This is a genomic window from Microvirgula aerodenitrificans DSM 15089 (assembly GCF_000620105.1).
Lineage (GTDB): Bacteria > Pseudomonadota > Gammaproteobacteria > Burkholderiales > Aquaspirillaceae > Microvirgula > Microvirgula aerodenitrificans.
Map to the genome: position 1 here is coordinate 30,047 of NZ_JHVK01000012.1, position 21,195 is coordinate 51,241.

Below are 21,195 nucleotides of genomic sequence, written 5' to 3' on the forward strand. Positions count from 1 at the left end.
TCACAGCATCAGGCGGCGGATATCACCCAGCACCTGGCTCAGGTAGCTGGTGAAACGCGCAGCGGCCGCGCCGTCGATCACGCGGTGATCGTAGGACAGGCTCAGCGGCAGCATCAGCCGCGGCGCGAATTCCTTGCCGTTCCACACCGGCTTGATCGCCGACTTGGACACGCCGAGGATGGCGACTTCCGGGGCATTGATGATCGGCGTGAACGCCGTGCCGCCAATACCGCCCAGGCTGGAAATCGAGAAGCAGCCACCCTGCATGTCGCCCGGCAGCAGTTTGCCGTCGCGGGCCTTTTTCGCCAGCACGCCGGTTTCCTGCGCAATCTCGATCAGGCTCTTCCGGTCAGCGTCCTTGACCACCGGCACCACCAGACCATTGGGCGTGTCGGCGGCAAAGCCGATATTCACGTATTGCTTCAGCACCAGGTTGTCGCCGTCCAGCGACGCATTGAAGGCCGGGAATTTCTGCAGCGCCTTGACCGCGGCCTTGATCAGGAAGGCCAGCGGCGTCAGCTTGACCCCGTCCGCCTTCAGCTCTTCGCCCATCTGCTTGCGGAAGGCTTCCATGTCGGTGATGTCGGCCTCGTCGAACTGGGTCACATGCGGAATCATTACCCAGTTGCGCGACAGGTTGGCGCCGGAAATTTTCTTGATCCGCGACAGCGGTTCGCTGGTCACCGGACCGAACCTGGCGAAATCGACCTTCGGCCACGGCAGCAGGTCGAGGCCCGAGCCGTTGACCGGCGCAGCGGCGACGGCCGCGGCCGGGTTCTGCAGCACGCCCTTGACGAAGGTCTTGACGTCGCTTTCGGTAATGCGGTTCTTGCGGCCGGTGCCGGAGACCTTCGACAGGTCGACACCCAGCTCGCGCGCCAGGCGGCGGACCGACGGTCCGGCATGGGCGCTGACAAAGGCGACCTGATCGACCGGAGCGACCGCACGCGGCGCTGCCGCCACGACCGGGCTGGCAGCCGGCGCGGTCACGACAGCGGCCGGTGCCGCCACCGGGGCCGGGGCGGCGGCCGGCGAGGCGGCAGCCTGGCCTTCAGCCTCGATAACGACAATGGCGGCGCCCTCGCCGACCTTGTCGCCGACCCTGACCTTCACTTCCACCACCAGACCGGCAGCGGTAGCCGGCACGTCCATGGTCGCCTTGTCGGTTTCCAGCGTGATCAGCGTGTCGTCGACAGCAATCCGGTCACCGGCCTTGACCGCAACGTCGATCACGTCGACGCCGTCATGGCCGCCGATATCCGGCACGGTCAGCGTTTGCCGGCCACCTGCTGCTGCGGGAGCGGCAGGTGCGGCCGCCACCGGAGCCGGGGCAACAGCGACCGGGGCAGCTGCAGGGGTAGCAGCTGCAGGGGTGGCAGCTGCAGGGGCAGCGACCGGCGCCGCAGCGGCCGATTCAGCCTCCAGCAGCACGATCACGTCACCTTCGCCGACCTTGTCGCCGACCTTGACCCGTACTTCCTTCACCACGCCGGCGGCTTCTGCCGGTACGTCCATGGTCGCCTTGTCCGTTTCCAGCGTGACCAGCGTGTCGTCCTTCTCCACCCGGTCGCCCACTTTCACGGACACTTCGATCACATCCACGCCCGCATGCCCGCCGATGTCGGGAATCTTCAGTTCGATTTGTTGGCTCATGTCTTGTCCTTGGCCAGACGCGAGGCGGCGAATCCGCCCGCCCCGCGCCCGAGGGGCCCCGCCGGCTGGCGGGGGCCCGGTTCATCCCTTACCCGCTTATACCGTCCACGGGGCCGGCTTGTCGGCCTGGATACCGTATCTGGTGATGGCTTCCTCGACCCGCGCGACATCGATCCGGCCTTCGTCGGCCAGCGCCTTCAGTGCCGCCACGGCGACCTGGTAGCGGTCGACTTCGAAGAAGCGGCGCAGGTTGGCGCGGCTGTCCGAACGGCCGAAGCCGTCGGTGCCCAGCACGGTGTAGCGTCCCGGCACGAATTCGCGGATCTGGTCGGCGTAGGCGCGGATGTAGTCGGTTGCAGCCACGCACGGGCCCTGACGTCCGCCCAGTTGCGTTTCCACGAACGACTGGCGAGCGGTCGCGACCGGATGCAGGCGGTTGTAGCGCTCGGTTTCGCGGCCGTCGCGGGCCAGCAGGTTGAACGAGGTCACGCTCCAGATATCGGCGCTGACGCCGAAATCGTCGCGCAGCAGCTCGGCGCCGGCGATGACTTCGTTGAGGATGGTGCCCGAGCCCATCAGCTGGACCTTGAGTTCGCTGTCGGCACCGGCCTTCAGCAGGTACATGCCCTTGAGGATGCCGTCGATCGCCGCATCGCCTTCCGGCAGCGCCGGGTGGGTGTAGTTCTCGTTCATCAGGGTGATGTAGTAGTACACATCTTCCTGTTCGACATACATGCGCTTGAGGCCATCCTGCAGGATCACGGCCAGTTCGTAGGCATAGGTCGGGTCATAGGACACGCAGTTCGGGATCAGCCCGGCCTGGATGTGACTGTGGCCGTCCTCGTGCTGCAGACCTTCACCGTTCAGCGTGGTCCGGCCGGCGGTGCCGCCGAGCATGAAGCCGCGGGCGCGCAGGTCGCCGGCCGCCCAGGCCAGGTCGCCGACGCGCTGGAAGCCGAACATCGAGTAATAGATGTAGAACGGCACCATCGGGATGCCATGGTTCGCATACGAGGTGGCGGCAGCGATCCACGACGACATCGCGCCGGGTTCGTTGATGCCTTCCTGCAGCATCTGGCCGTCCTTGGACTCCTTGTAGAACATCAGCTGGTCGGCATCCTGCGGCACGTAGTTCTGGCCCTGGCTGGACCAGATGCCGTACTGGCGGAACATGCCTTCCATGCCGAAGGTACGCGACTCGTCAGGCACGATCGGCACGATCTGCTTGCCGATGTTCTTGTCCTTCAGCAGCACGCCAAGCATGCGCACGAAGGCCATGGTGGTCGAGAATTCGCGGCTTTCGCTGCTCTTCAGCAGCGCGTCGAACACGTGCAGACCCGGGATCGCCATCGGCGCCTTGACCGGCAGGCGCGACGGCAGGTAGCCGCCGAGCGCGCCGCGACGGCTGCGCATGTACTGCATTTCCGGGCTGTCGTCGGCCGGCTTGTAGTACGGGACTTCGTGTTCGAGCTGCTCGTCGGTCACCGGAATGCCGAAGCGGTCGCGGAAGCGGCGGATGGAGTCGATATCCATCTTCTTTGCCTGGTGGGCGATGTTCTGCGCCTCGCCGGAACGACCCATCGCGTAGCCCTTGATGGTCTTGGCCAGAATCACGGTCGGGCGACCGCGCGCATTGGTGGTCGCTTCGTGGTAGGCCGCATAGACCTTGTGCGGGTCATGGCCGCCACGGTTCAGCGCCCAGATCTCGTCGTCGGACATGTTGGCGACCATTTCGCGCAGCTCCGGATACTTGCCGAAGAAGTGTTCGCGAACGTAGGCACCGTCCCTGGACTTGAAGGTCTGGTAGTCGCCGTCGACGCACTCGTCCATGCGCTTCTTCAGCAGGCCATGGGTGTCCATCGCCAGCAGCGGGTCCCAGCGGCTGCCCCAGACAACCTTCAGCACGTTCCAGCCGGCGCCGCGGAAGTCGCCTTCGAGTTCCTGGATGATCTTGCCGTTGCCGCGCACCGGGCCGTCCAGACGCTGCAGGTTGCAGTTGACCACGAAGATCAGGTTGTCGAGGCCTTCGCGTGCGGCCAGCGCGATCGCGCCCAGGCTTTCCGGCTCGTCCATTTCGCCATCGCCACAGAATACCCAGACCCGGCGTCCCGGCGTACGCGCCAGCCCGCGGCTCTCCAGATACTTCAGGAAGCGGGCCTGGTAGATGGCCATCAGCGGGCCCAGGCCCATCGACACGGTCGGGAACTGCCAGAAGTCCGGCATCAGCCACGGGTGCGGATACGACGACAGGCCATGACCGTCCACTTCCTGGCGGAAGTTGTCCAGCGCGTCGGCGGACAGGCGGCCCTCGATAAAGGCGCGCGCATAGATGCCCGGCGCGGAGTGCCCCTGCACATAGATCAGATCGCCGTCCTGCTCTTCGTTCGGCGCACGCCAGAAGTGGTTGAAGCCCACGTCGTACAGCGTCGCGGCTGACTGGTAGCTGGCGATGTGGCCGCCCAGCTCGAGATCCTTCTTGCCGGCGCGCAGCACCAGCGCCATCGCGTTCCAGCGGATGATCGAGCGGATGCGGTGTTCGAGTTCGTGATTGCCGGGCGACTTCACTTCCTTGCCGACCGGAATGGTGTTCCGGTAGGCCGTCGTCGCGTCGAACGGCAGGTGCGCGCCCTGGCGGCGCACACGTTCAACCATTTGTTCCAGCAGGTAATGGGCGCGCTCGGCGCCGTCGCTGGCAAGCACCGATTGCAGTGCTTCCAGCCATTCCTGGGTTTCCTGCGGGTCGATGTCGTTGTGCAGGGGTTCGGTCATGTCTCATCCACCTCAAACGAGTTATCCGGCTGGCGTCAGTCTTCCGCCGGAAAGCGAAATCGCGTGTTGCGCGAATTTGTAATGATTGGAAACGAACAGCTTATGTCGTTTTTTGTACACCGGATTGTGTCGCAAGTCGGTTTTTTTTGCAGCCGTTTTCGTTCACGTCAACCAGTCACGTCGACGGCAACGACACCCGTCATGTTGCGCTGCAGCGCGGCAAAACCGAACATTTCAGCAAATAATTGCCAGTACAACAGCATTTTTCACTGCCCCGGAGCCCGCTGCCTCCGCTTTTGACCCTTTGGCGCGGCAATGTTGCTTTGCGAAAGAAATTGTCACCGCATCCGCAAATGCAGCGTGTTCGCCACACAATCGTCACTATAACCGGATTGTCGAACACGCCAAGGGGGTCGGCAGCAAAACGCCGCGACGGAAGCGCGGCGCTGGAGACGGAAGAGGCTGGATCCAGTCAGGCGGACTGCCGTGCCCGCGACGGATCCTGTCAGTCGGGCATGCACCGACGCCACGGTGACCGTCGGTGCCCACCTGACATCAGCAGTCTTAACGGCGTTCGTTCTTTTCTTCCTTGACGATGGGCGTCAGTTCGTCGACGCGGGCGTCGATACGCGAACGGACGTAGAAATCGTCGCCCCAGGCATCGCGGGCGAAACGGTACTGCTCCAGCGCCGCACGATAATTGCCCTCGTAATAGAACTGCTGGCCAAGTGCGAAGTGGTAGCGCATCACGTCGCGGTCCGCGTAGATGCGCGCCAGCCGCTGCCACAGCACGGCGCTGTCCGGGCGGCGGGTGACTTCACGTTCGGCCAGGTCGCGGGCCGGATCGAGCCGCTTGCCGGCGATCAGGCTGTCGATCTCGCCATAGGCCAGCGCCGGCGCATCCGGGAAGCGCGCCCGGCCGTCATGGTAGAGCCGTGCCGCCACATCGTAATTGCGCGCCGCCAGTTCGATGGCCGCTTCCTGGCCGATCAGCCACGGATTCGGCTGGCCGGCCAGCGCGGCCGCCCGCCGGTTCGCGTCCCGCGCGCCGGCAATGTCGTTCTGTGCCAGCAGGGCAGCGGACAGCCCGTACCACTGGGCCATTTCGCTGACATAGCGGCGATCGCGGATCGCATCGCGGTAGAAGCGTGCCGCCGCCAGCGGTTCCATCACCGCAACACGGGACTTCTCCCGCGCCAGCAGGAATTCGACCGAGTCGGCCGGCATCCGTGCCGGCTGGCTGGCCGCACGGTTCTCGGCGTCGGACACCCGTTCGGAGGTCACCGGGTGGGTACGCAGGAAAGCCAGCGCATTGTTGTCGTTGATGCGGTTGGTCTTTTGCAGCCGCTCGAAGAAACTGCCCATCGCCCGGGAATCGAAACCGGCCTTGCCCAGCGTCTGGATGCCGACACGGTCGGCCTCGCGCTCGAAGTCGCGGCTGAACGACAGCTGGTTCTGGATCGCCAGACCCGGGCCGGCAGTCGCGGCGGCAATCGCCGCGTTGGCGCCACCACCGGCGCTGGCGGCCAGCACGGCGGCCAGCATGCCGCCAAGCGCCATCAGGTTGCCCAGCCCGCGCTGCTCCATCTGCCGCGCGATATGGTGCTGGGTCACGTGCGCCATTTCGTGCGCCATGACCGAGGCCAGTTCGCTTTCGTTCTGTGCCGCGACGATCAGCCCGGTATGGATGCCGATATAGCCGCCGGGCATGGCGAAGGCGTTGATCTGGTTGTCGTCGATGGCGAACAGCCGGTAATGCTGGGCCGGGTCGGGGCTGGAATTGGCCAGCCGCACCGACATCCGCCTCAGGTAGTCATCCAGCTCGGCATCGCCAAGCAGGGCATTGTTCTCGCGCAGCCAGCGGAAGCCGTCGCGGCCGGCGCGCGCTTCGTCGCTGCTGGTAAAACCGGCTTGCGCCGAATCCCCCAGATCGGGCAGCAGGATCTGGGCCGGGACAGTCGGGCTGACCAGCAGGCAAGCCAGCAGGAGGGCGGACGATGTTCTCATGCGGTCAATCATAGCCGCCAAACCGGTCATCAGTCTTGCCGCGAAGACGACTTTCGCCACGGCAGCCGCGTCCAATCTGGGTACACTCGGGGTCATTCCCGTTTCCGATCCGCCTGCGCATGAACGGCTTCTCCTCTTCCTTCCCGCCCGCACCGGAGCGTGCCACCGACGATGCCGGACAGCCGCGCTGCGGTCGTTACGCCGGTCTGATCGCCGATACCGGCTGGTCGGCACTGGCCCTGTCCCCGTTCGCCCGTCTGAGCCGGCGGCTGCGGCACAAGCGCTGGCAATACGCCGGCATCAGCCATCCGCGCTTCTTCGTCGGCATGGCGGTCGTCGACGCCGGCTGGATCGCTTCCGGCTTCTGCTACGTGTTCGACCGCAGCAGCCGGCGCATGGTCGCCGCCTGCGCCAGCGACGGTCTGCCCGGCCTGCACGCACATGTGGCGGATACGCCACTCGGCGACGCGCACTATGCGCGCGGGGCGGTCCGGCTGGGTTTCGTCCGCCATCCCGACCGGCTGGAACTGGCGGTCAGCGCCGACGGGCTGCGCCTGGCCGCCCACCTGCCGACGGCCCCCCTGCCACCGGTACTGTCGGTGATCGCCGTGCCGCAGGGCGGGATCGCGCATGTCACGCACAAGACCGGCGGACTGGCACTCAGCGGCTTTGTCGACGCCGGTGGCGAACGCTATTCGCTCGACGGTGCCGTGGCATCGCTTGACCACTCCAGCGGGCTGCTGGCCCGTCATACCCGCTGGCGCTGGGCCAGCGCCTTTGACGGCCGCCTCGGCCTGAATCTGCAGCAGGGCTATCTGGGCGAGGCGGAAAACGCGCTGTGGATGGATGGCCGGCTGATACCGGTCGGCCCGGTCAGCATCGAGCATGGCACCGACCCGCTCGAACCATGGCGCATCCGCGACCGCGACGGGCTGGTCGATCTGCATTTCAGCCCGGAAGGCGCCCGCCATGAGGACCGCAATCTGGTGCTGGCATCGACCCGCTATGTCCAGCCGGTCGGCACGTTCAGCGGCAGCCTGCGCGCCGGTCCCGACGGCGCCGTGTCAGTCATCCGCGGCCTGGCCGGCGTGACCGAGGACCATGATGTCCGCTGGTAAGCCGGCCAGGCCGGCCGGCATCGGCCTGTACGGCGGCACCTTCGACCCGATCCACAGCGCCCATCTGCGGCTGGCGTGCGCGCTGCGCGACGAGCTGGCGCTGGACAGCGTGCGCCTGATCCCGTCCGGGGTGCCGCCGCACCGCCCGCCACCGCATGCGTCCGCCGTCCATCGGCTGGCCATGGCCCGGCTGGCAGTGGCCGACGAGCCGGGGCTCGATATCGATGCCCGCGAGCTGGCGCCCGGCGCCAGCGGCTATACCGTCGATACGCTGGCGGCGCTGCGCCGCGAAGTCGGGCCGTCGCGGCCGCTGTGGTGGCTGATCGGCGCCGACCAGCTGGCCGGCCTCGATCGCTGGCATCGCTGGCAGGACTTGCTGACGCTGGCCAACCTGGCGGTCGCCGCCCGTCCGGGCTTCGGGACCCTGCCGCTGCCACCTGCCGTGGACGCCTTGTGGCAGTCGCGCCAAGCGACTGATTTTGCAAATTTTCCTGCCGCGGGTAGAATCCGCGCCCTGACTTTATCGCCGGTCGACGTATCGGCCACCGCCATCCGCGCCGACCTGGCTGCGGGCGGGGACGGGTTGGGGGCGTTGCCGCCCGCCGTCCTGGGCTACATCCGCCGACACCGGCTCTACCGAATTGAAAGTATCTAGATGAATCAAACCGCAACCGCTTACCCCAGTTCCGACGCCATTGCCGCCCTCGCCGTCGAGGCGCTGGAAGATGTGAAGGGCAAGGAAATCGTCAACCTCGACACCCGCGAGCTGACGTCGCTGTTCAACCGCCTGGTGGTCTGCACCGGCGACTCGAACCGCCAGGTCAAGGCGCTGGCCAACAGCGTGCATGTGAAGCTGAAGGAAAACGGCGTCGACATCGTCGGCACCGAAGGCGAGCTGAGCGGCGAATGGGTGCTGGTCGATGCCGGTGACGTGGTCATCCACGTCATGCTGCCGGCCGTGCGCGACTACTACGACCTCGAAGCGCTGTGGGGCGGCCAGAAGCCGGTGTTCACGCCGATCCCGGGCAAGGACTGGAAAGCGGTCTGAGTCCCGTCACGCCGCAACAGTCATGAAGATCACACTGCTCGCCGTCGGCACCAAGATGCCGCGCTGGGTTGACGACGCCTACGCCGACTACGCGAAACGCCTGCCGCGTGAGGTCACGCTCGAACTGCGCGAGATCAAGCCGGAGAAGCGCGGGTCCGGCGTCACGGCAGAAAAGGGCATCGCCGCCGAGCATGCGCGCATCGTCGCCGCGCTGCCGCCGCGTGCAAAACTGGTGCTGCTCGACGAGCGCGGCAAGGCCTGGACCACGATGCAGCTGGCCGACGGTCTCAAGGGCTGGCTCGGCGACGGCCAGGATATCGCCATCGTGGTCGGCGGTGCCGACGGCACGTCGGACGAACTGAAGGCGCGTGCCGATCTGCTGCTGCAGCTGTCGGCCATGACGCTGCCGCACGGTATGGTACGCGTGCTGCTGGCCGAGCAGATTTACCGCGCGGTCAGCATCCTGAACGGCCACCCGTACCACCGCGAGTAGCCTCCCGGCGCGTCTCAGCGCTTGAACAGCCCCGACAGCGCACCCAGTCCCTGCGACAGCAGGTCGCCGCTGCCGGCCTCGACTTCGCCGTTCGGTGTCAGCGTATCGACCACCTGCGGCAGATACTGCGCCACCAGATCGGATGCCTGCTGCGGGTCGACACCGAAGCGCGCCGCCAGGGCACTGACCTGTTCGCTGCCGAGTATCTGCTGAATCTGCTCGGCACTGACCGGTGCATTGTCACCGGTACCGATCCAGCTGCCGACCACGTCCGACAGCCCGCCCTGCTGGAACTTTTCCACCAGTCCCCCCAGGCCACCCTGCTGCTGGATCAGTTCGGAGATGCCGGCCAGTGCATTGCCGCCCTCACCCTGCTGCCCGCCCAGCAGCCCGCCGGCCGACTGCAACAATCCATCCAGAAGTCCCATGGTTTTTCCTTTCCCGGTTTTCATGCACGCGGCACGCGGGCCGCTCCGCTCCCAGTGTAGAAGCTATTGGCACAATGCGCCGCCCGCTGACGCCGGGACGGTCAGTCGCTATACTCGCAGCCGACCGCAATCCCTGACTGCGGCGCGCCGGATTTCCCGCCGGTTGCGCCGCCTGGCGCCCCCCGGCGCCGCCATCGGGCGTCCGTCTGTTTCACGGATGCATTCCGGAATCGTCCCCGCCTGTCGGCTACGATGAATTCCGCCACCAGCCCATCACCTCCTCCATGCTCGAACGATACTTTTCGCTCGTGGCGAACGGCACGACCGTGCGCCGCGAAATCCTGGCCGGCCTGACTACCTTCCTGACCATGTCGGCCATCCTGTTCGTCAATCCCGACATCCTGTCGCAGGCCGGCATCGACCATGGCGCCGCCTTTGTCGCCACCTGCCTGGCCGCTGCCGTCGGCTCGCTGATCATGGGCCTGCTGGCCAATTACCCGATCGGCCAGGCGCCGGGCATGGGCATCAATGCCTTCTTCACCTTCGGCCTGGTCAAGGGCATGGGTCTGCCATGGCAGGTCGCGCTCGGCTGCGTGTTCGTATCCGGCTGCCTGTTCGTGCTGGTCAGCGGCCTGCGCATCCGCGAATGGTTCGTCAACGCGTTCCCGCGCAGCCTCAAGCATTCGATCGCTGCCGGCGTCGGCCTGTTCGTGGCCCTGCTCGGCCTGTCCACGGCCGGCATCGTGGTCGGCAACCCGGATACCCTGATCGCCATTGGCAAGGTCGGTTCGCCGCAGGCGCTGCTGGCGATGGGCGGTTTCGTGCTGATGGTCGTGCTCGACAAGCTCGGCGTGCGCGGCGCGATCCTGATCGGCATCCTCGCGGTGACGGCGGTCTCGGTGGCACTGGGACTGACACCGTACGGCGGCGTGTTTTCCGCCCCGCCATCACTGGCGCCAACCTGGCTGCAGGCCGATATCGGCGGCGCGCTGCAGAGCGCCACGCTGGGCATCGTACTGAGCCTGTTCCTGATGGACCTGTTCGAGACCTCGGGCACGCTGATCGCCATCGGCGAGCGCGGCGGCTTTCTCGACCGCGACGGCAAGCTGCCGCGCCTCAAGCAGGCGATGCTGGCCGACAGCACCGCCATCACCATCGGCGCCCTGCTCGGCACGTCCAGCACCACGTCCTACCTGGAAAGCACGACCGGCATCGCCGCCGGTGGCCGCACCGGCCTGACCGCGGTCGTCATCGGCCTGCTGTTCCTGCTGTCATTGTGGTTCGCGCCGCTGGCGGCCATGATCCCGGCCCACGCCACCGCACCGGCGCTGCTGTTCGTCGCCGTGCTGATGCTGCGCAGCCTGACCCATATCGACTGGGACGACATGAGCGAATCGGCCCCGGCCATCGCCTGCGTCACCACCATGGCCTATACCTTCTCGATCTCCGACGGCATTGCCTTCGGCGTGATCGGCTATGTATTGATCAAGACCCTGTCCGGCCAGTGGCGCCAGGTCAGCCTGCCGATCGCCGCCGTGGCCGCGCTGTTCGTGCTGCGCTTCTGCATTGAATGAGGACACCACCGATGAAAACCGCACTGCGTGGTGCCATGCTGACCTTCCGCGACGATCCGTTCACGCACGCGCTGTCCGACTGTGCGGTCTACGAGCCCGACGCCGTCATCGTCATGGCCGACGGGCTGATCAATGCCGTCGGCCCGGCCGCCGACATCCTGCCGACCCTGCCCGCCGACGTACCGGTCACGGTCTGGCGCGACTGCGTGCTGCTGCCGGGCTTTATCGACAGCCACGTCCACTATCCGCAGACCGAAATGATCGGCGCCCATGGCGAGCAACTGATCGACTGGCTGAACAACTACACCTTCGTCGCTGAACAGGGCTTCAGTGACAAGACACATGCCGCCGAAATCGCCGAAGTCTTCCTGCGCGAGCAGCACCGCAACGGCGTCACCGCATCGACGGTGTTCTGCACCGTGCACCCGCAGTCGGTCGACGCCCTGTTCGAGGCCGCCGCCCGGGTCAACATGCGCATCATGGCCGGCAAGGTGTGCATGGACCGCCACGCGCCGGCGGCGCTGCTCGACACGCCACAGCGTGCGTATGACGAGTCGAAGGCACTGATCGGGAAATGGCACGGCAGGGGTCGCGCCGAATACGTGATCACGCCACGCTTTGCCCCGACCTCGACCCCGGAGCAGCTCGACGCGCTCGGCAGCCTGGCGCAGGACTTCCCGACCACGCTGATCCAGTCGCATCTGGCGGAGAACATCGACGAGCTGGCCTGGGTCCGCGCGCTGTTTCCGTCCTGCACCCACTACACCGACGTCTACCAGCGCTACGGCCTGCTGCGGCCACGCGCGCTGTACGGCCACGGCATCCACCTGTCGGAAGCCGAGCTGGACATCCTGTCCGCGACCGGCAGCGCCATCGTGCACTGCCCGACCTCGAACTTCTTCCTCGGTTCCGGCTGTTTCGACCTGCGCCGCGCCCGGGACGCCCGCCGCCCGGTCGCGGTCGGCCTCGGCACCGACCTCGGCGCCGGCACCAGCTTCTCGATCCTGCAGACGCTGAACGAGGCGTACAAGGCCGCCCAGTTCCACGGTTTTCCGCTGTCGGCCGCCCAGGCCATCTACCTGGCCACGCGCGGCAATGCCCGCGCACTGGGCCTGGACGACCGTATCGGCGCGATTGAGGCCGGCATGGAAGCGGATATCGCCGTGCTTGACCTGATGTCCACCCCGCTGATCGCCTACCGCATGAAATACGCGCGCGACTGGCAGGATGCCCTGTTCATCCAGATGACGCTCGGTGACGATCGCGCCATTGCCGCAACCTATATCGCCGGTCAGCAGGTGCATTGCCGGAACGGGTAATACGTATGCTTTCCGGCCCGTTTTTTATCACGATCCGGCAAAGTGCCTTTCAAATAGTGCGCAGCAAAAACGGGATTTAAACGGAAAAGTAAAAAAGCTTGCACCGCATGGTTATTTCTCATCGCCGCCCCAATAAAAACCGGCAACGACATTCCATCCATCCTCATAAAAAAACAGAAAAACTCCCGACAAGAAAACGTATTGCTTTCCTTATCGCCGATTTGCAAACCGTATAGCCTCGCAGCCTTGTTTTCATGATGAAACGGAATCTGCGATGCAGCGATTATATGGTTATCTTTCGGGATTAACTGCCAGGCAAATCCAGTACCGCGCCAGAAAGCGAAAAACCGGACCTGTGCACTGCCCGCGGCATTTGCCGTCCGGGTTTGGCCGGACAGGCGGCATCGTGGCGCTGTCGGCCCTCATTGCCGGCATCCCGGCGGCCAATGCGGCCCCCGCCGACATCACATGGGATGACCGGGCCGATAACTGCGAGGCGGCGGCCCCGGCATCCGGCCCCTGCCACACCGCGCTCCGTTTCTCCGGTATCCACACCGCCAGGCTGGGTCTAGCCGGACTCGGGCTGGCCGGACTGGCCGCGCTGCTTGGCAGCAAGAAGGGGGACAAGCCGTCGGCACCGGCAGGCAATCACATCGCGCCTGACGCCGCCCTGCCGCCCCGCTCCACACCGGCTGGCCAGCCGGGCGGAAACCCGGCCAGTCCCGATACCGGCAATCCTCCCCTGTCCGCGCCGGCAGACCGGCAGATCGGAGCCCCCGTCAATCCCGGCACCGGCAGCCCCCCCGTCCTTCCCCTGCCGAGCGCCATCAGGCAGAACCCGTACCGGCCAATCAGCCTGATCCGTTCGGCCACGCTGCACATTCCCGACCAGGGCGCATTCATCAACACCGGGACGCTGAGCGACACCACCCTGGCCGCTCATGGTCCCCTGCATAACGGGCCCAGCGGCCGCATCGCACTGCATCCGCTGGCGGACAGCCACTTTCATCACACCCTGCGCAACCATGGCACGATCGATCTGGAAGCCGCACTGACCGGTGCCGGCAGCGGCCGGCTGATCAATGCGCACAGCGGCGTCATCAGGCTGAGCGGCAAGGGCACGATCCGCGCCACGGCACGCAGCCTGTTCATCAACGACGGCACCGTCACCGCCCGTCATGCCATCGGCCAGCGCAGCGAGCGCTTCATCCTGATGATGAGTGCAGAGGGTGGCGGGCCCGCCCGGCCGGGACTGAATACCGGCACCCTGATCGCCCGTGGCGGCTACGGTGCCGTCACGTTCAAGGCCAGCGACTACCAGAAGCGGACGTTCATCAACCGTGGCAACATCGATTTCACCGCCGAGAACGGCGCCACGCGCGCACTGCACATCCCTGAATTCAACAATTTCAACACGCTGATCAACGACCGCGGCGGCATCATCACCGTCCGCGGCAACCATGCGGTCGCCATGGGCAGCAACGGCATGGCAAGCCACCTGGTAAACCGGGGCACCATCAATCTCGGAGTCAGGGATACGGCCGACTTCGGCATGGCCGCGATGGAGGCGGGCGCCTGGGGCAAGCCCGACGGCCGGCACCCGGCCGTCATCATGCGCTCGACCCTGCTCAACGACACCGAGGGGGTCATCAATGTCTTCGCCAGGCACTCGTTCGCTTTCCGGATCCACCGGCCTGACGGCAACCTGCCATCGGCTGCCATCCTGATCAATCGCGGCAAGGTCCATCTGCTCTGCGGCAACAGCAGTTGTGCAAACAGCGAGCGCCGCATTGTCGTCAGCCCCCATGCCACCCAGACTTACCGGTTCACGCTGCCGGACACGTCCGGTCTCGATGCGCCGGACCCCGCCGGGCCGACCGGAACCGGCCATGTCCATCTGGGTGTGGACGGAAAGGCCGGCGGAATATTCGTCAATACCGGCCGGCTCGATCCTTTGCACCTGACTTCGTCCGGCCATGTGCACAACACCGACAGCGGCGAGCTGAAGCTGGACAGCGCGCAGATCCGGAACACGCTGTGGAACGACGGGCAGATCCGCACGGAAGCCCGCCTGGAGACCCTGGATGGCGGCCGTTTCGTCAACCGGCATGGCGGGCAGATGCTGCTGACCGGCAACGGCTCCCTGTATGCGTCATCCGACAGCGCCTTCGTCAACCTGGGCCGTATCCTGGCGGAGCGGGCCGGGCCTGCCGCGGCCGGTACCGCACTGCTGGTTCTGAGCGGCAGCGGGGACAACAATGGCAGCCGGACAAAATCCAACGTCGGCAGCATGATCACCCGTGGCGGCTACACGGCAGTCAGGGCCGAAGCCGGCAACAAGCGGCAGATGTTCATCAACCGCGGCAGCATCGACTTCACCGCCGAGCACGGCGCCACCAGCGCGCTGTCCGTCACGGCCTCGACCGGCAACGACCATGACCTGATCACCGACCTGGTCAACGACAAGACAGGCGTCATCACCGTGCGCGGCGACAATGCCGTCGCCATGAGCAGCGACACCACCTCGCAGCTGATCAACCGCGGCATCATCAACCTTGGGGAGCCCGGCTCACGCCATGTCGGCATGGTCGCCATGGCGCAGCGGGGCTGGCAGGGCTCGCGGCCCCGGTCGGCGCCCTCGCTGCTGGTCAACGAGCAGGGAGGCATCATCAATGTCCACGCCAGACAATCGCATGCATTCAGCATTGACGGGAACAATGCCTTGCTGGTCAACCGCGGCATGGTCAGCCTCTCCTGCGGCGACCAGAGTTGCCAGACATACCGGGACGCCTCTACCCGTGACCAGGACATCAGCCTGAATACAGCCGGCCTGCAGTTTCGCAGCGAAGCCAGCGTTCCGGCTGACGACGAATCGGATCACCGCGGCAACGACAGCCCGCACTATGACCACAACGGCCTGCCTGTCGCCGCCCCGGCCGCCGCTCATGCACAGTCGCTGGCCGGCTACGTGATCGGCACCCGGCCGGACGGCGGCGCCGGTACGCTGGACGGCGGACATCTCGATGCCAGCGGCGTGACCGTCGACACCGGGTTCGCCACCGGCAGCAGCCTCAGGCACGCCACCTTCAGCAAGGTACTGCGCGGCAAGCGCATCGACGGCATCGAACGGATCACCTCGCGCAATGCCGCCTGGCGGGCACAGGCCTACCGTGACGCCGATGGCGATATCGGCATCACCCTGATCAAAAACGACTACCGCGATCTGGTCCCCGATGCGGCACTGCATCCGGTCGCTGCGGCGCTGGAACGGGGCTACGACGGCAGCGCGCTGTTCCACAGCCTGGAACTGGGCTCGGCAACTGATATCGGTCACGCGCTGCGCCAGTTGTCCGGCGCCGGCATCGCCTCCTCACTGCAGCCGCTGCGCACACTGGAACAGCGCTTCGCCCGCTTCAGCGATGACATGCCCGGCAACCAGGCCGGCTTCGGCTTCCGCCTGGTCGGCAGCCGGCATGGCCAGCCCGAAGCCAGGCTTGGCAGCTCGACCTATGACCTCGTCGCCCTGCGCCAGCGCTTTGAACTCGGTCACGACGCCCGGCTGACCGCCCGCTACGGCTTTGCCAGCGTCAAATCCGGACCGGCCACCCATGCCGGTCTCGACGGACGCAGCCAGCTGTTCGGCCTGCACTATGCGCAGCCGCTGGGTCGTGCACAACTGGAAGGAGAGTTCCGATACACGCAGCATCAGGCAGGGACCCGACGCACGTTGCGCTATGGCGATGTCAACCTGCGCCCGCGCGCCGACCAGCGTCGAGACCAGTTCAGCAGCCAGTTCAGCCTCGCCATGCCGCACACACTGGCATCCGGCCTGACCCTGGAACCGCTGCTTGGCCTGAAACTGCGCCACCAGCGTGATGCCGCGCTGACCGAGCGCGATGCCGGCGCCTACGCGCTGCGCCTGTCGGCGGCACGCGACAGCGCCGTGGACGGCGTACTCGGGCTGCGCGTCCGCTACGATGCCGTCGCCTCCCGCAGGGGCTGGCGGGCAGACGCCGAACTGCTGGGTCGCCCGACGCTGTACCGGCAGGCCGGCATCCGCCAGGCCGGCTTCGCCAGCGTCCCGGCCGCCGGCCGCTTCGAGCTGCCGGCGAGCGGCAACCACCGCCTGGGCTACGACGGCAAGCTCGGCCTCAGCCACCATGGCAAGGACAGCCACTTTGAAATCAGCGCCTTTGCCAGCCGCGAGAATGGCGCCGGAGACCGGCGAATCATGGCCAATTATCGCCATGGTTTCTGAATTGTCACCGCCTGCTTCTGTCTCGCCTCTTCTCTGGCAAGAAGCAGGTTTTTCTTATTCAAGCAGACAAAACGTATATCTAACTACGCAAATACTTGCCCAATTCAACGAACCGCGGATTTTTCCAGAAATAATACGGATAGTTCCCATTTGCAAACCAGCCTTGTGTCACTGCCTCGCCCGATCCGGTTCATATAGCGTCATGACTCGATTCCTGGAAGCTCATGCAAGGATGACTCATCATGTTATATATTTATCAGCGCCTTTTCTTGTTAAGCCAACGCCAATACCTGCTCAGGCAGCGCTTGCTTGAACCGGGCTTGAGTGGCACATGCCGACGTTTGCTGGCAGCCTTCTTCCGGGCCGGCGGCTCGGTGGCGGTCGCCGGCGCCATGGCGGCGCCGGCGGCGGCCGGCAACTCACCGCCGTATACGCTGGAACTGATCAACGCCAGCGATGCCGGCACGCCCGGCAAGGAAATCCGTGCCGATGACGCCCGGATTGTCAGTGACCACCCGATCAGCGCGGCACAGGGGGCCACCGCCCTCCATATCATCGGTCAGCGGGCCGATGTGCAGCGGGTCCGCAAGACATTGAATGTCAATGGCAGCCAGTCGGTCGGCATCAAGGTGAAAGGCCACCGTGCCCGGCTGTCGCTTGATGGCGGTGGCCGGATCGTCAACGGTGCGACCGGCATCGCCATTGACGGCAACCAGGCGCAGGTCCGCCTGTCCCGCCCGTTCAATGTCGGCGGACCCCTGTCCACCGGTGTCAGGATCGTCGGATACTCGGCCCGTGCCCTCGGCGAGGGCTTCGGCACGGTACTCGACCGGGCAACCGCCTTCCACATCATCGGCGACCGGGCCCGGGTCGAACTGTACGACCCGGCGCTGGACCAGGCCGCCGCCCCGCAGGAACCGGGCGGCATCATTCCTTACCAGCTTCCGGTTTCCGCCACCACCGGCCCGGCGTCAGGCCAGACATCGGGCCAGGCCAGACCGGCCGGCAGCGTGACGGCTGGCGCCACCGGCATCCGGATCTCCGGCATCCGTTCCATGGTCCGTCTGCACGACTCGTCGACCATTGACGGTGCGGATTCGTACGGTGTCGTGCTGGAAAGCCCGAGAGGCGAGGTCTATCGCGATGGCGGCAGCATGCGGATCTCCGGCGGGGGAACCGGCATCGCCGCCCGGGGCGCCTTCAGCCAGGTCTCGCTTCAGGCCGGCACCACCGCCGTGACCGGGAACGGCTCAACCGGCATCATGATCAGCGCCGGCAACACCCGGCTCGACACCCGGACCAACAGCCTGCTGACCGTCGACCAGGACGCGGTGGGCATCCGCATTGCCGGTTCCCGGGCCCAGGCCAGCCTGGGCGGCCGGATTACCGTCGGCCCGGGCGCCACGGCACTGCAGGCAATAGGCCAGGTCAGCCCGGACGGCATCCCCGAAGAAGGGGCCATGGCCATCAACGGCCATGCCGCCACCATCACCGCCCGCGGGCTTGGCGCCAGCGGCATGGCCGCCAGCGGACAGGACAACACTTCCCTTCCACACCTGATCAACCGGGGTCTGATCGATATCGATCCGCTGCATCTGGAAGCCGGCAAACCGGCGCCAGCCCCGGAGGCCCTGGCCATACCCGTGCATGAGCTGGGCTTCGGCCTGTCGGTCAGCGCCCCTCTCGGCGGCCAGCGCACCACCCGGGCCAATGCCACCAATGAGGGAACCATCACCGTTCACAATGCCGGCGTCGGCATGGTGGCCTCGTTCCCGGGCGCCATCGTGACCAACCAGGGCATCATCAATCTGGAAGCGGACGCATCATCCCGGTCAACCAGTGGCCGGCACTACGGGATGGTCGCCCTCAATGGCGCCACGGCACTGAACGACACCCAGGGTGTGATCAATGTCAATGCAGATGGCGCCCAGGCCTTCCATGCCGACAGCAGCAGCATTCTGATCAACCGGGGCGCGGTCAACCTCAACGGTGTTCCGATGCCGGAAGCCCGGTTACCGCACCAGCCGGATGTCACGCCGACCGGCTCCGACGATCAGCAATTCGTGGTTTCGGCACCGCTTGATCTGGGAGGTCGCAAGCTGAGCGTGGGAGGCCAGGGCAGAGGGGCAAGCCAGTCTCCGACCGGAACGCCGCTGGCCAAGGGATCGAACCGGATGCTGATCACCAGCACCTTGAGCAACGGCACCCTTTTCATCCACGGGGACGGTACGCTGACCAATGATGGCAGCGCCAGGGACATCACGCTGGTGGCGCTCGGCACCATGCGCAACGCGCTCGGCGCGACCCTGACCCTGAGCAGTAACAAGTCGAGCATGGTTCATGCCGACATGGTCAACAGCGGCACGCTGACCCTGAGTCAGCCACTCAAGGTCACCGGCACGCTGACCAACCGGCCAGACGGCAGCATTCACCTGAGCGGTGCCGGCGCCCTGCGCTACGGTCAGGGCGGCACCGTCGTCAACCACGGTAACGTCATCGCGGAAAAAGCCGGCACGGGCAAGAGCCGGCACGCGATCTATGTTGCCAGCCCGGGAGGCGGGCTGGCCACCAACACCGGCAAGCTGGTGGCGCGCGACGGCTACGGCATCATGACTTCGGCCGGCCCGATGGGACCGGCACCACGCGGTAACGTCCCTTCCGCATCCGGCACGCGTGACCCGGCACGCAGCCTGTTCATCAACCGCGGCAGCATCGATTTCACCGCCACCGGCCGTACCCGCAGCGCACTGCGGGTCCACCAGCATACCGGTCACGACCTCCTCAACGACGAGGGCGGGGAAATCACCGTTCGCGGCGACAAGGCGATGGCGATGCACAGCAACAGCGATTCACAGCTGGTCAACCGCGGCATCATCAATCTGGGCAAAAAGGGAACGACCGATACCGGCATGGCCGCCATGGTCCTGAGCAAGCGCAATACTTCCGGCGCCATCGTCAACGACGACAGCGGCGTCATCAATGTCCACGCCAGCCGCTCTCATGCGTTCCAGATCGCCGGCACCGGCAGCATCCTGATCAATCGAGGCAAGGTCAACCTGCTGTGCCCGGATAAAAGTTGTGGCGTATTCAGGAATACCAGTACCCGCGGCCGTGACGTCAGCGGCACGGAGGCTGACACCGGTTTCGTTTTCAACCCCCTTTTCAGTCAGCAGAAGGACAAGCCTGAACCCCAGGCACTCCGTGCCACACGCTCGCTGGCCGGCTACGTGATCGGCACCCGGCCCGACGGCGGCGCCGGCACGCTGGACGGCGCACATCTCGATGCCAGCGCGGTCAGCATCGACACCACCTTCGCCACCGGCACGGCTTCGCGCCAGGCCCGCTTCGACAAGGTGCTGCGCGGCAGCCGCATCGACGGTATCGAGCATATCCGCTCACGTTCCGCCGCCTGGCATGCCCAGGCCTATCGTGACGGCGACGGCGATGTCGGCGTGATGATGACCAAGAACGACTACCGCCAGCTGGTGCCCGACGCCGCACTGCAGCCGATCGCCGCGGCGATGGAACAGGGCTATGACGGCAGTCCGCTGTTCCGCAGCCTCGAACTGGCCTCGGTTGCCGATATCGGTCATGCGCTGCGCCAGTTGTCCGGCGCCGGCATTGCCGCCTCGCTGCAGCCGCTGCGCACACTGGAACAGCGCTTCGCCCGCTTCAGCGATGACATGCCCGGCAACCAGGCCGGCTTCGGCTTCCGCCTGGTCGGCAGCCGGCATGGCCAGCCCGAAGCCAGGCTTGGCAGCTCGACCTATGACCTCGTCGCCCTGCGCCAGCGCTTTGAACTCGGTCACGACGCCCGGCTGACCGCCCGCTACGGCTTTGCCAGCGTCAAATCCGGATCGACAACGAATGCCGGCCTCAATGGCCGCAGCCAGCTGTTCGGCCTGCACTATGCGCAGCCGCTGGGTCGTGCCCGGCTGGAAGGCTCGTTCCAGTATGCACAGCACCAGGCCGGTACCCGGCGCACACTGCGCTATGGCGATGTCAACCTGCAACCGCGCGCCGACCAGCGTCGAGACCAGTTCAGCAGCCAGTTCAGCCTCGCCATGCCGCACACGCTGGCGTCCGGCCTGACCCTGGAACCGCTGCTTGGCCTGAAATTGCGCCACCAGCGTGATGCGGCACTGACCGAACGGGATGCCGGCACCTACGCGCTGCGACTCTCGGCGGCACGCGACAGCGCCGTGGACGGCGTGCTCGGACTGCGCGTCCGTTACAACGCCATCAACTTCCGCAACGGCCGCGGCTGGCGGGCAGACGCCGAACTGCTGGGTCGCCCGACGCTGTACCGGCAGGCCGGCATCCGCCAGGCCGGCTTCGCCAGCGTCCCGGCCGCCGGCCGCTTCGAGCTGCCGGCGAGCGGCAACCACCGCCTGGGCTACGACGGCAAGCTCGGCCTCAGCCACCACGGCAGGGACAGCCGTTTCGAGGTCAGCGCCTTTGCCAGCCGTGACAACGGCGCCAGTGACGTCGGCCTGTCGACGAGCTACCGCTACGCCTTCTAGACTTT

At 66.1% G+C, this 21,195-nt stretch carries 11 protein-coding genes and 1 pseudogene; 8 read left to right on the forward strand and 4 right to left on the reverse strand.

All coding sequences use genetic code 11. The annotated features are described in order from the left end of the window. From aceF to Q352_RS0111275, 3 genes are all read right to left on the reverse strand, one after another. Complete coding sequence (gene aceF / locus Q352_RS0111260; protein WP_028499432.1) at nucleotides 1–1,653, reverse strand: dihydrolipoyllysine-residue acetyltransferase; 1,653 nt, start codon at nucleotides 1,651–1,653, stop codon at nucleotides 1–3. 96 nt (nucleotides 1,654–1,749) lie between these two features. Next, on the reverse strand, nucleotides 1,750–4,422 hold the full coding sequence (gene aceE / locus Q352_RS0111265) for a pyruvate dehydrogenase (acetyl-transferring), homodimeric type (protein ID WP_028499433.1): 2,673 nt from the start codon (nucleotides 4,420–4,422) through the stop codon (nucleotides 1,750–1,752). A 564-nt stretch (nucleotides 4,423–4,986) separates the two neighbouring features. Then, nucleotides 4,987–6,429 (reverse strand): beta-barrel assembly-enhancing protease, encoded by a 1,443-nt coding sequence (locus Q352_RS0111275; protein WP_028499434.1) that lies wholly within the window; start codon nucleotides 6,427–6,429, stop codon nucleotides 4,987–4,989. Nucleotides 6,430–6,548: 119 nt separating this feature from the next. Here Q352_RS0111275 and Q352_RS0111280 point away from each other — a divergent pair, with 119 nt between their 5' ends. From Q352_RS0111280 to rlmH, 4 genes are read left to right on the forward strand one after another with little or no spacing between them, the layout of a single operon-like run. Further along, a complete protein-coding gene (locus tag Q352_RS0111280; protein ID WP_036386065.1) occupies nucleotides 6,549–7,547 on the forward strand; it encodes a DUF2804 domain-containing protein in 999 nt (332 codons plus the stop codon). After that, nucleotides 7,531–8,202, forward strand: a complete 672-nt coding sequence (nadD, locus tag Q352_RS0111285; RefSeq protein WP_234413012.1) for a nicotinate-nucleotide adenylyltransferase — start codon at nucleotides 7,531–7,533, stop codon at nucleotides 8,200–8,202. The genes Q352_RS0111280 and nadD overlap by 17 nt, the downstream gene beginning before the upstream one ends. Beyond that, nucleotides 8,203–8,595 carry a ribosome silencing factor gene (gene rsfS / locus Q352_RS0111290; protein ID WP_036386070.1) on the forward strand — a complete coding sequence of 131 codons (393 nt, stop codon included), beginning with the start codon at nucleotides 8,203–8,205 and terminating at the stop codon, nucleotides 8,593–8,595. Between the two features lie 22 nt (nucleotides 8,596–8,617). Continuing rightward, nucleotides 8,618–9,088 carry a 23S rRNA (pseudouridine(1915)-N(3))-methyltransferase RlmH gene (gene rlmH / locus Q352_RS0111295; RefSeq protein WP_028499438.1) on the forward strand — a complete coding sequence of 157 codons (471 nt, stop codon included), beginning with the start codon at nucleotides 8,618–8,620 and terminating at the stop codon, nucleotides 9,086–9,088. Nucleotides 9,089–9,102: 14 nt separating this feature from the next. On the opposite strand, the pseudogene Q352_RS0111300 reads toward rlmH, so the two are convergent. Beyond that, nucleotides 9,103–9,543: pseudogene (locus tag Q352_RS0111300) on the reverse strand (YidB family protein); the annotation flags it as partial. A 257-nt stretch (nucleotides 9,544–9,800) separates the two neighbouring features. Between Q352_RS0111300 and Q352_RS0111305 the strand changes: the two are divergent. The 4 genes from Q352_RS0111305 (at nucleotide 9,801) to Q352_RS0111320 (ending at nucleotide 21,190) form a co-directional block, all read left to right on the forward strand. Continuing rightward, the gene (locus tag Q352_RS0111305; protein WP_028499440.1) at nucleotides 9,801–11,090 is read left to right on the forward strand and encodes an NCS2 family permease; all 1,290 of its coding nucleotides are present in this window, start codon (nucleotides 9,801–9,803) and stop codon (nucleotides 11,088–11,090) included. An 11-nt stretch (nucleotides 11,091–11,101) separates the two neighbouring features. Then, nucleotides 11,102–12,409: a guanine deaminase gene (gene guaD / locus Q352_RS0111310; RefSeq protein WP_036386075.1), complete on the forward strand. Its 1,308-nt coding sequence runs from the start codon at nucleotides 11,102–11,104 to the stop codon at nucleotides 12,407–12,409. A 406-nt stretch (nucleotides 12,410–12,815) separates the two neighbouring features. Continuing rightward, nucleotides 12,816–16,667 carry a pectate lyase-fold domain-containing protein gene (locus Q352_RS20775; RefSeq protein ID WP_036386078.1) on the forward strand — a complete coding sequence of 1,284 codons (3,852 nt, stop codon included), beginning with the start codon at nucleotides 12,816–12,818 and terminating at the stop codon, nucleotides 16,665–16,667. Nucleotides 16,668–16,987: 320 nt separating this feature from the next. Beyond that, nucleotides 16,988–21,190: an autotransporter outer membrane beta-barrel domain-containing protein gene (locus Q352_RS0111320; protein ID WP_156952529.1), complete on the forward strand. Its 4,203-nt coding sequence runs from the start codon at nucleotides 16,988–16,990 to the stop codon at nucleotides 21,188–21,190. Nucleotides 21,191–21,195 lie beyond the last annotated feature (5 nt).

Bases quoted from the DNA above. Each gene is read 5' to 3' on its own strand.
- guaD (WP_036386075.1), top strand. From the start codon at position 11,102: ATGAAAACCGCACTGCGTGGTGCCATGCTGACCTTCCGCGACGATCCG.
- Q352_RS0111280 (WP_036386065.1), top strand. From the start codon at position 6,549: ATGAACGGCTTCTCCTCTTCCTTCCCGCCCGCACCGGAGCGTGCCACC.
- nadD (WP_234413012.1), top strand. From the start codon at position 7,531: ATGATGTCCGCTGGTAAGCCGGCCAGGCCGGCCGGCATCGGCCTGTAC.
- aceE (WP_028499433.1), bottom strand. From the start codon at position 4,422: ATGACCGAACCCCTGCACAACGACATCGACCCGCAGGAAACCCAGGAA.
- Q352_RS0111305 (WP_028499440.1), top strand. From the start codon at position 9,801: ATGCTCGAACGATACTTTTCGCTCGTGGCGAACGGCACGACCGTGCGC.
- Q352_RS0111275 (WP_028499434.1), bottom strand. From the start codon at position 6,429: ATGAGAACATCGTCCGCCCTCCTGCTGGCTTGCCTGCTGGTCAGCCCG.
- rlmH (WP_028499438.1), top strand. From the start codon at position 8,618: ATGAAGATCACACTGCTCGCCGTCGGCACCAAGATGCCGCGCTGGGTT.
- rsfS (WP_036386070.1), top strand. From the start codon at position 8,203: ATGAATCAAACCGCAACCGCTTACCCCAGTTCCGACGCCATTGCCGCC.
- aceF (WP_028499432.1), bottom strand. From the start codon at position 1,653: ATGAGCCAACAAATCGAACTGAAGATTCCCGACATCGGCGGGCATGCG.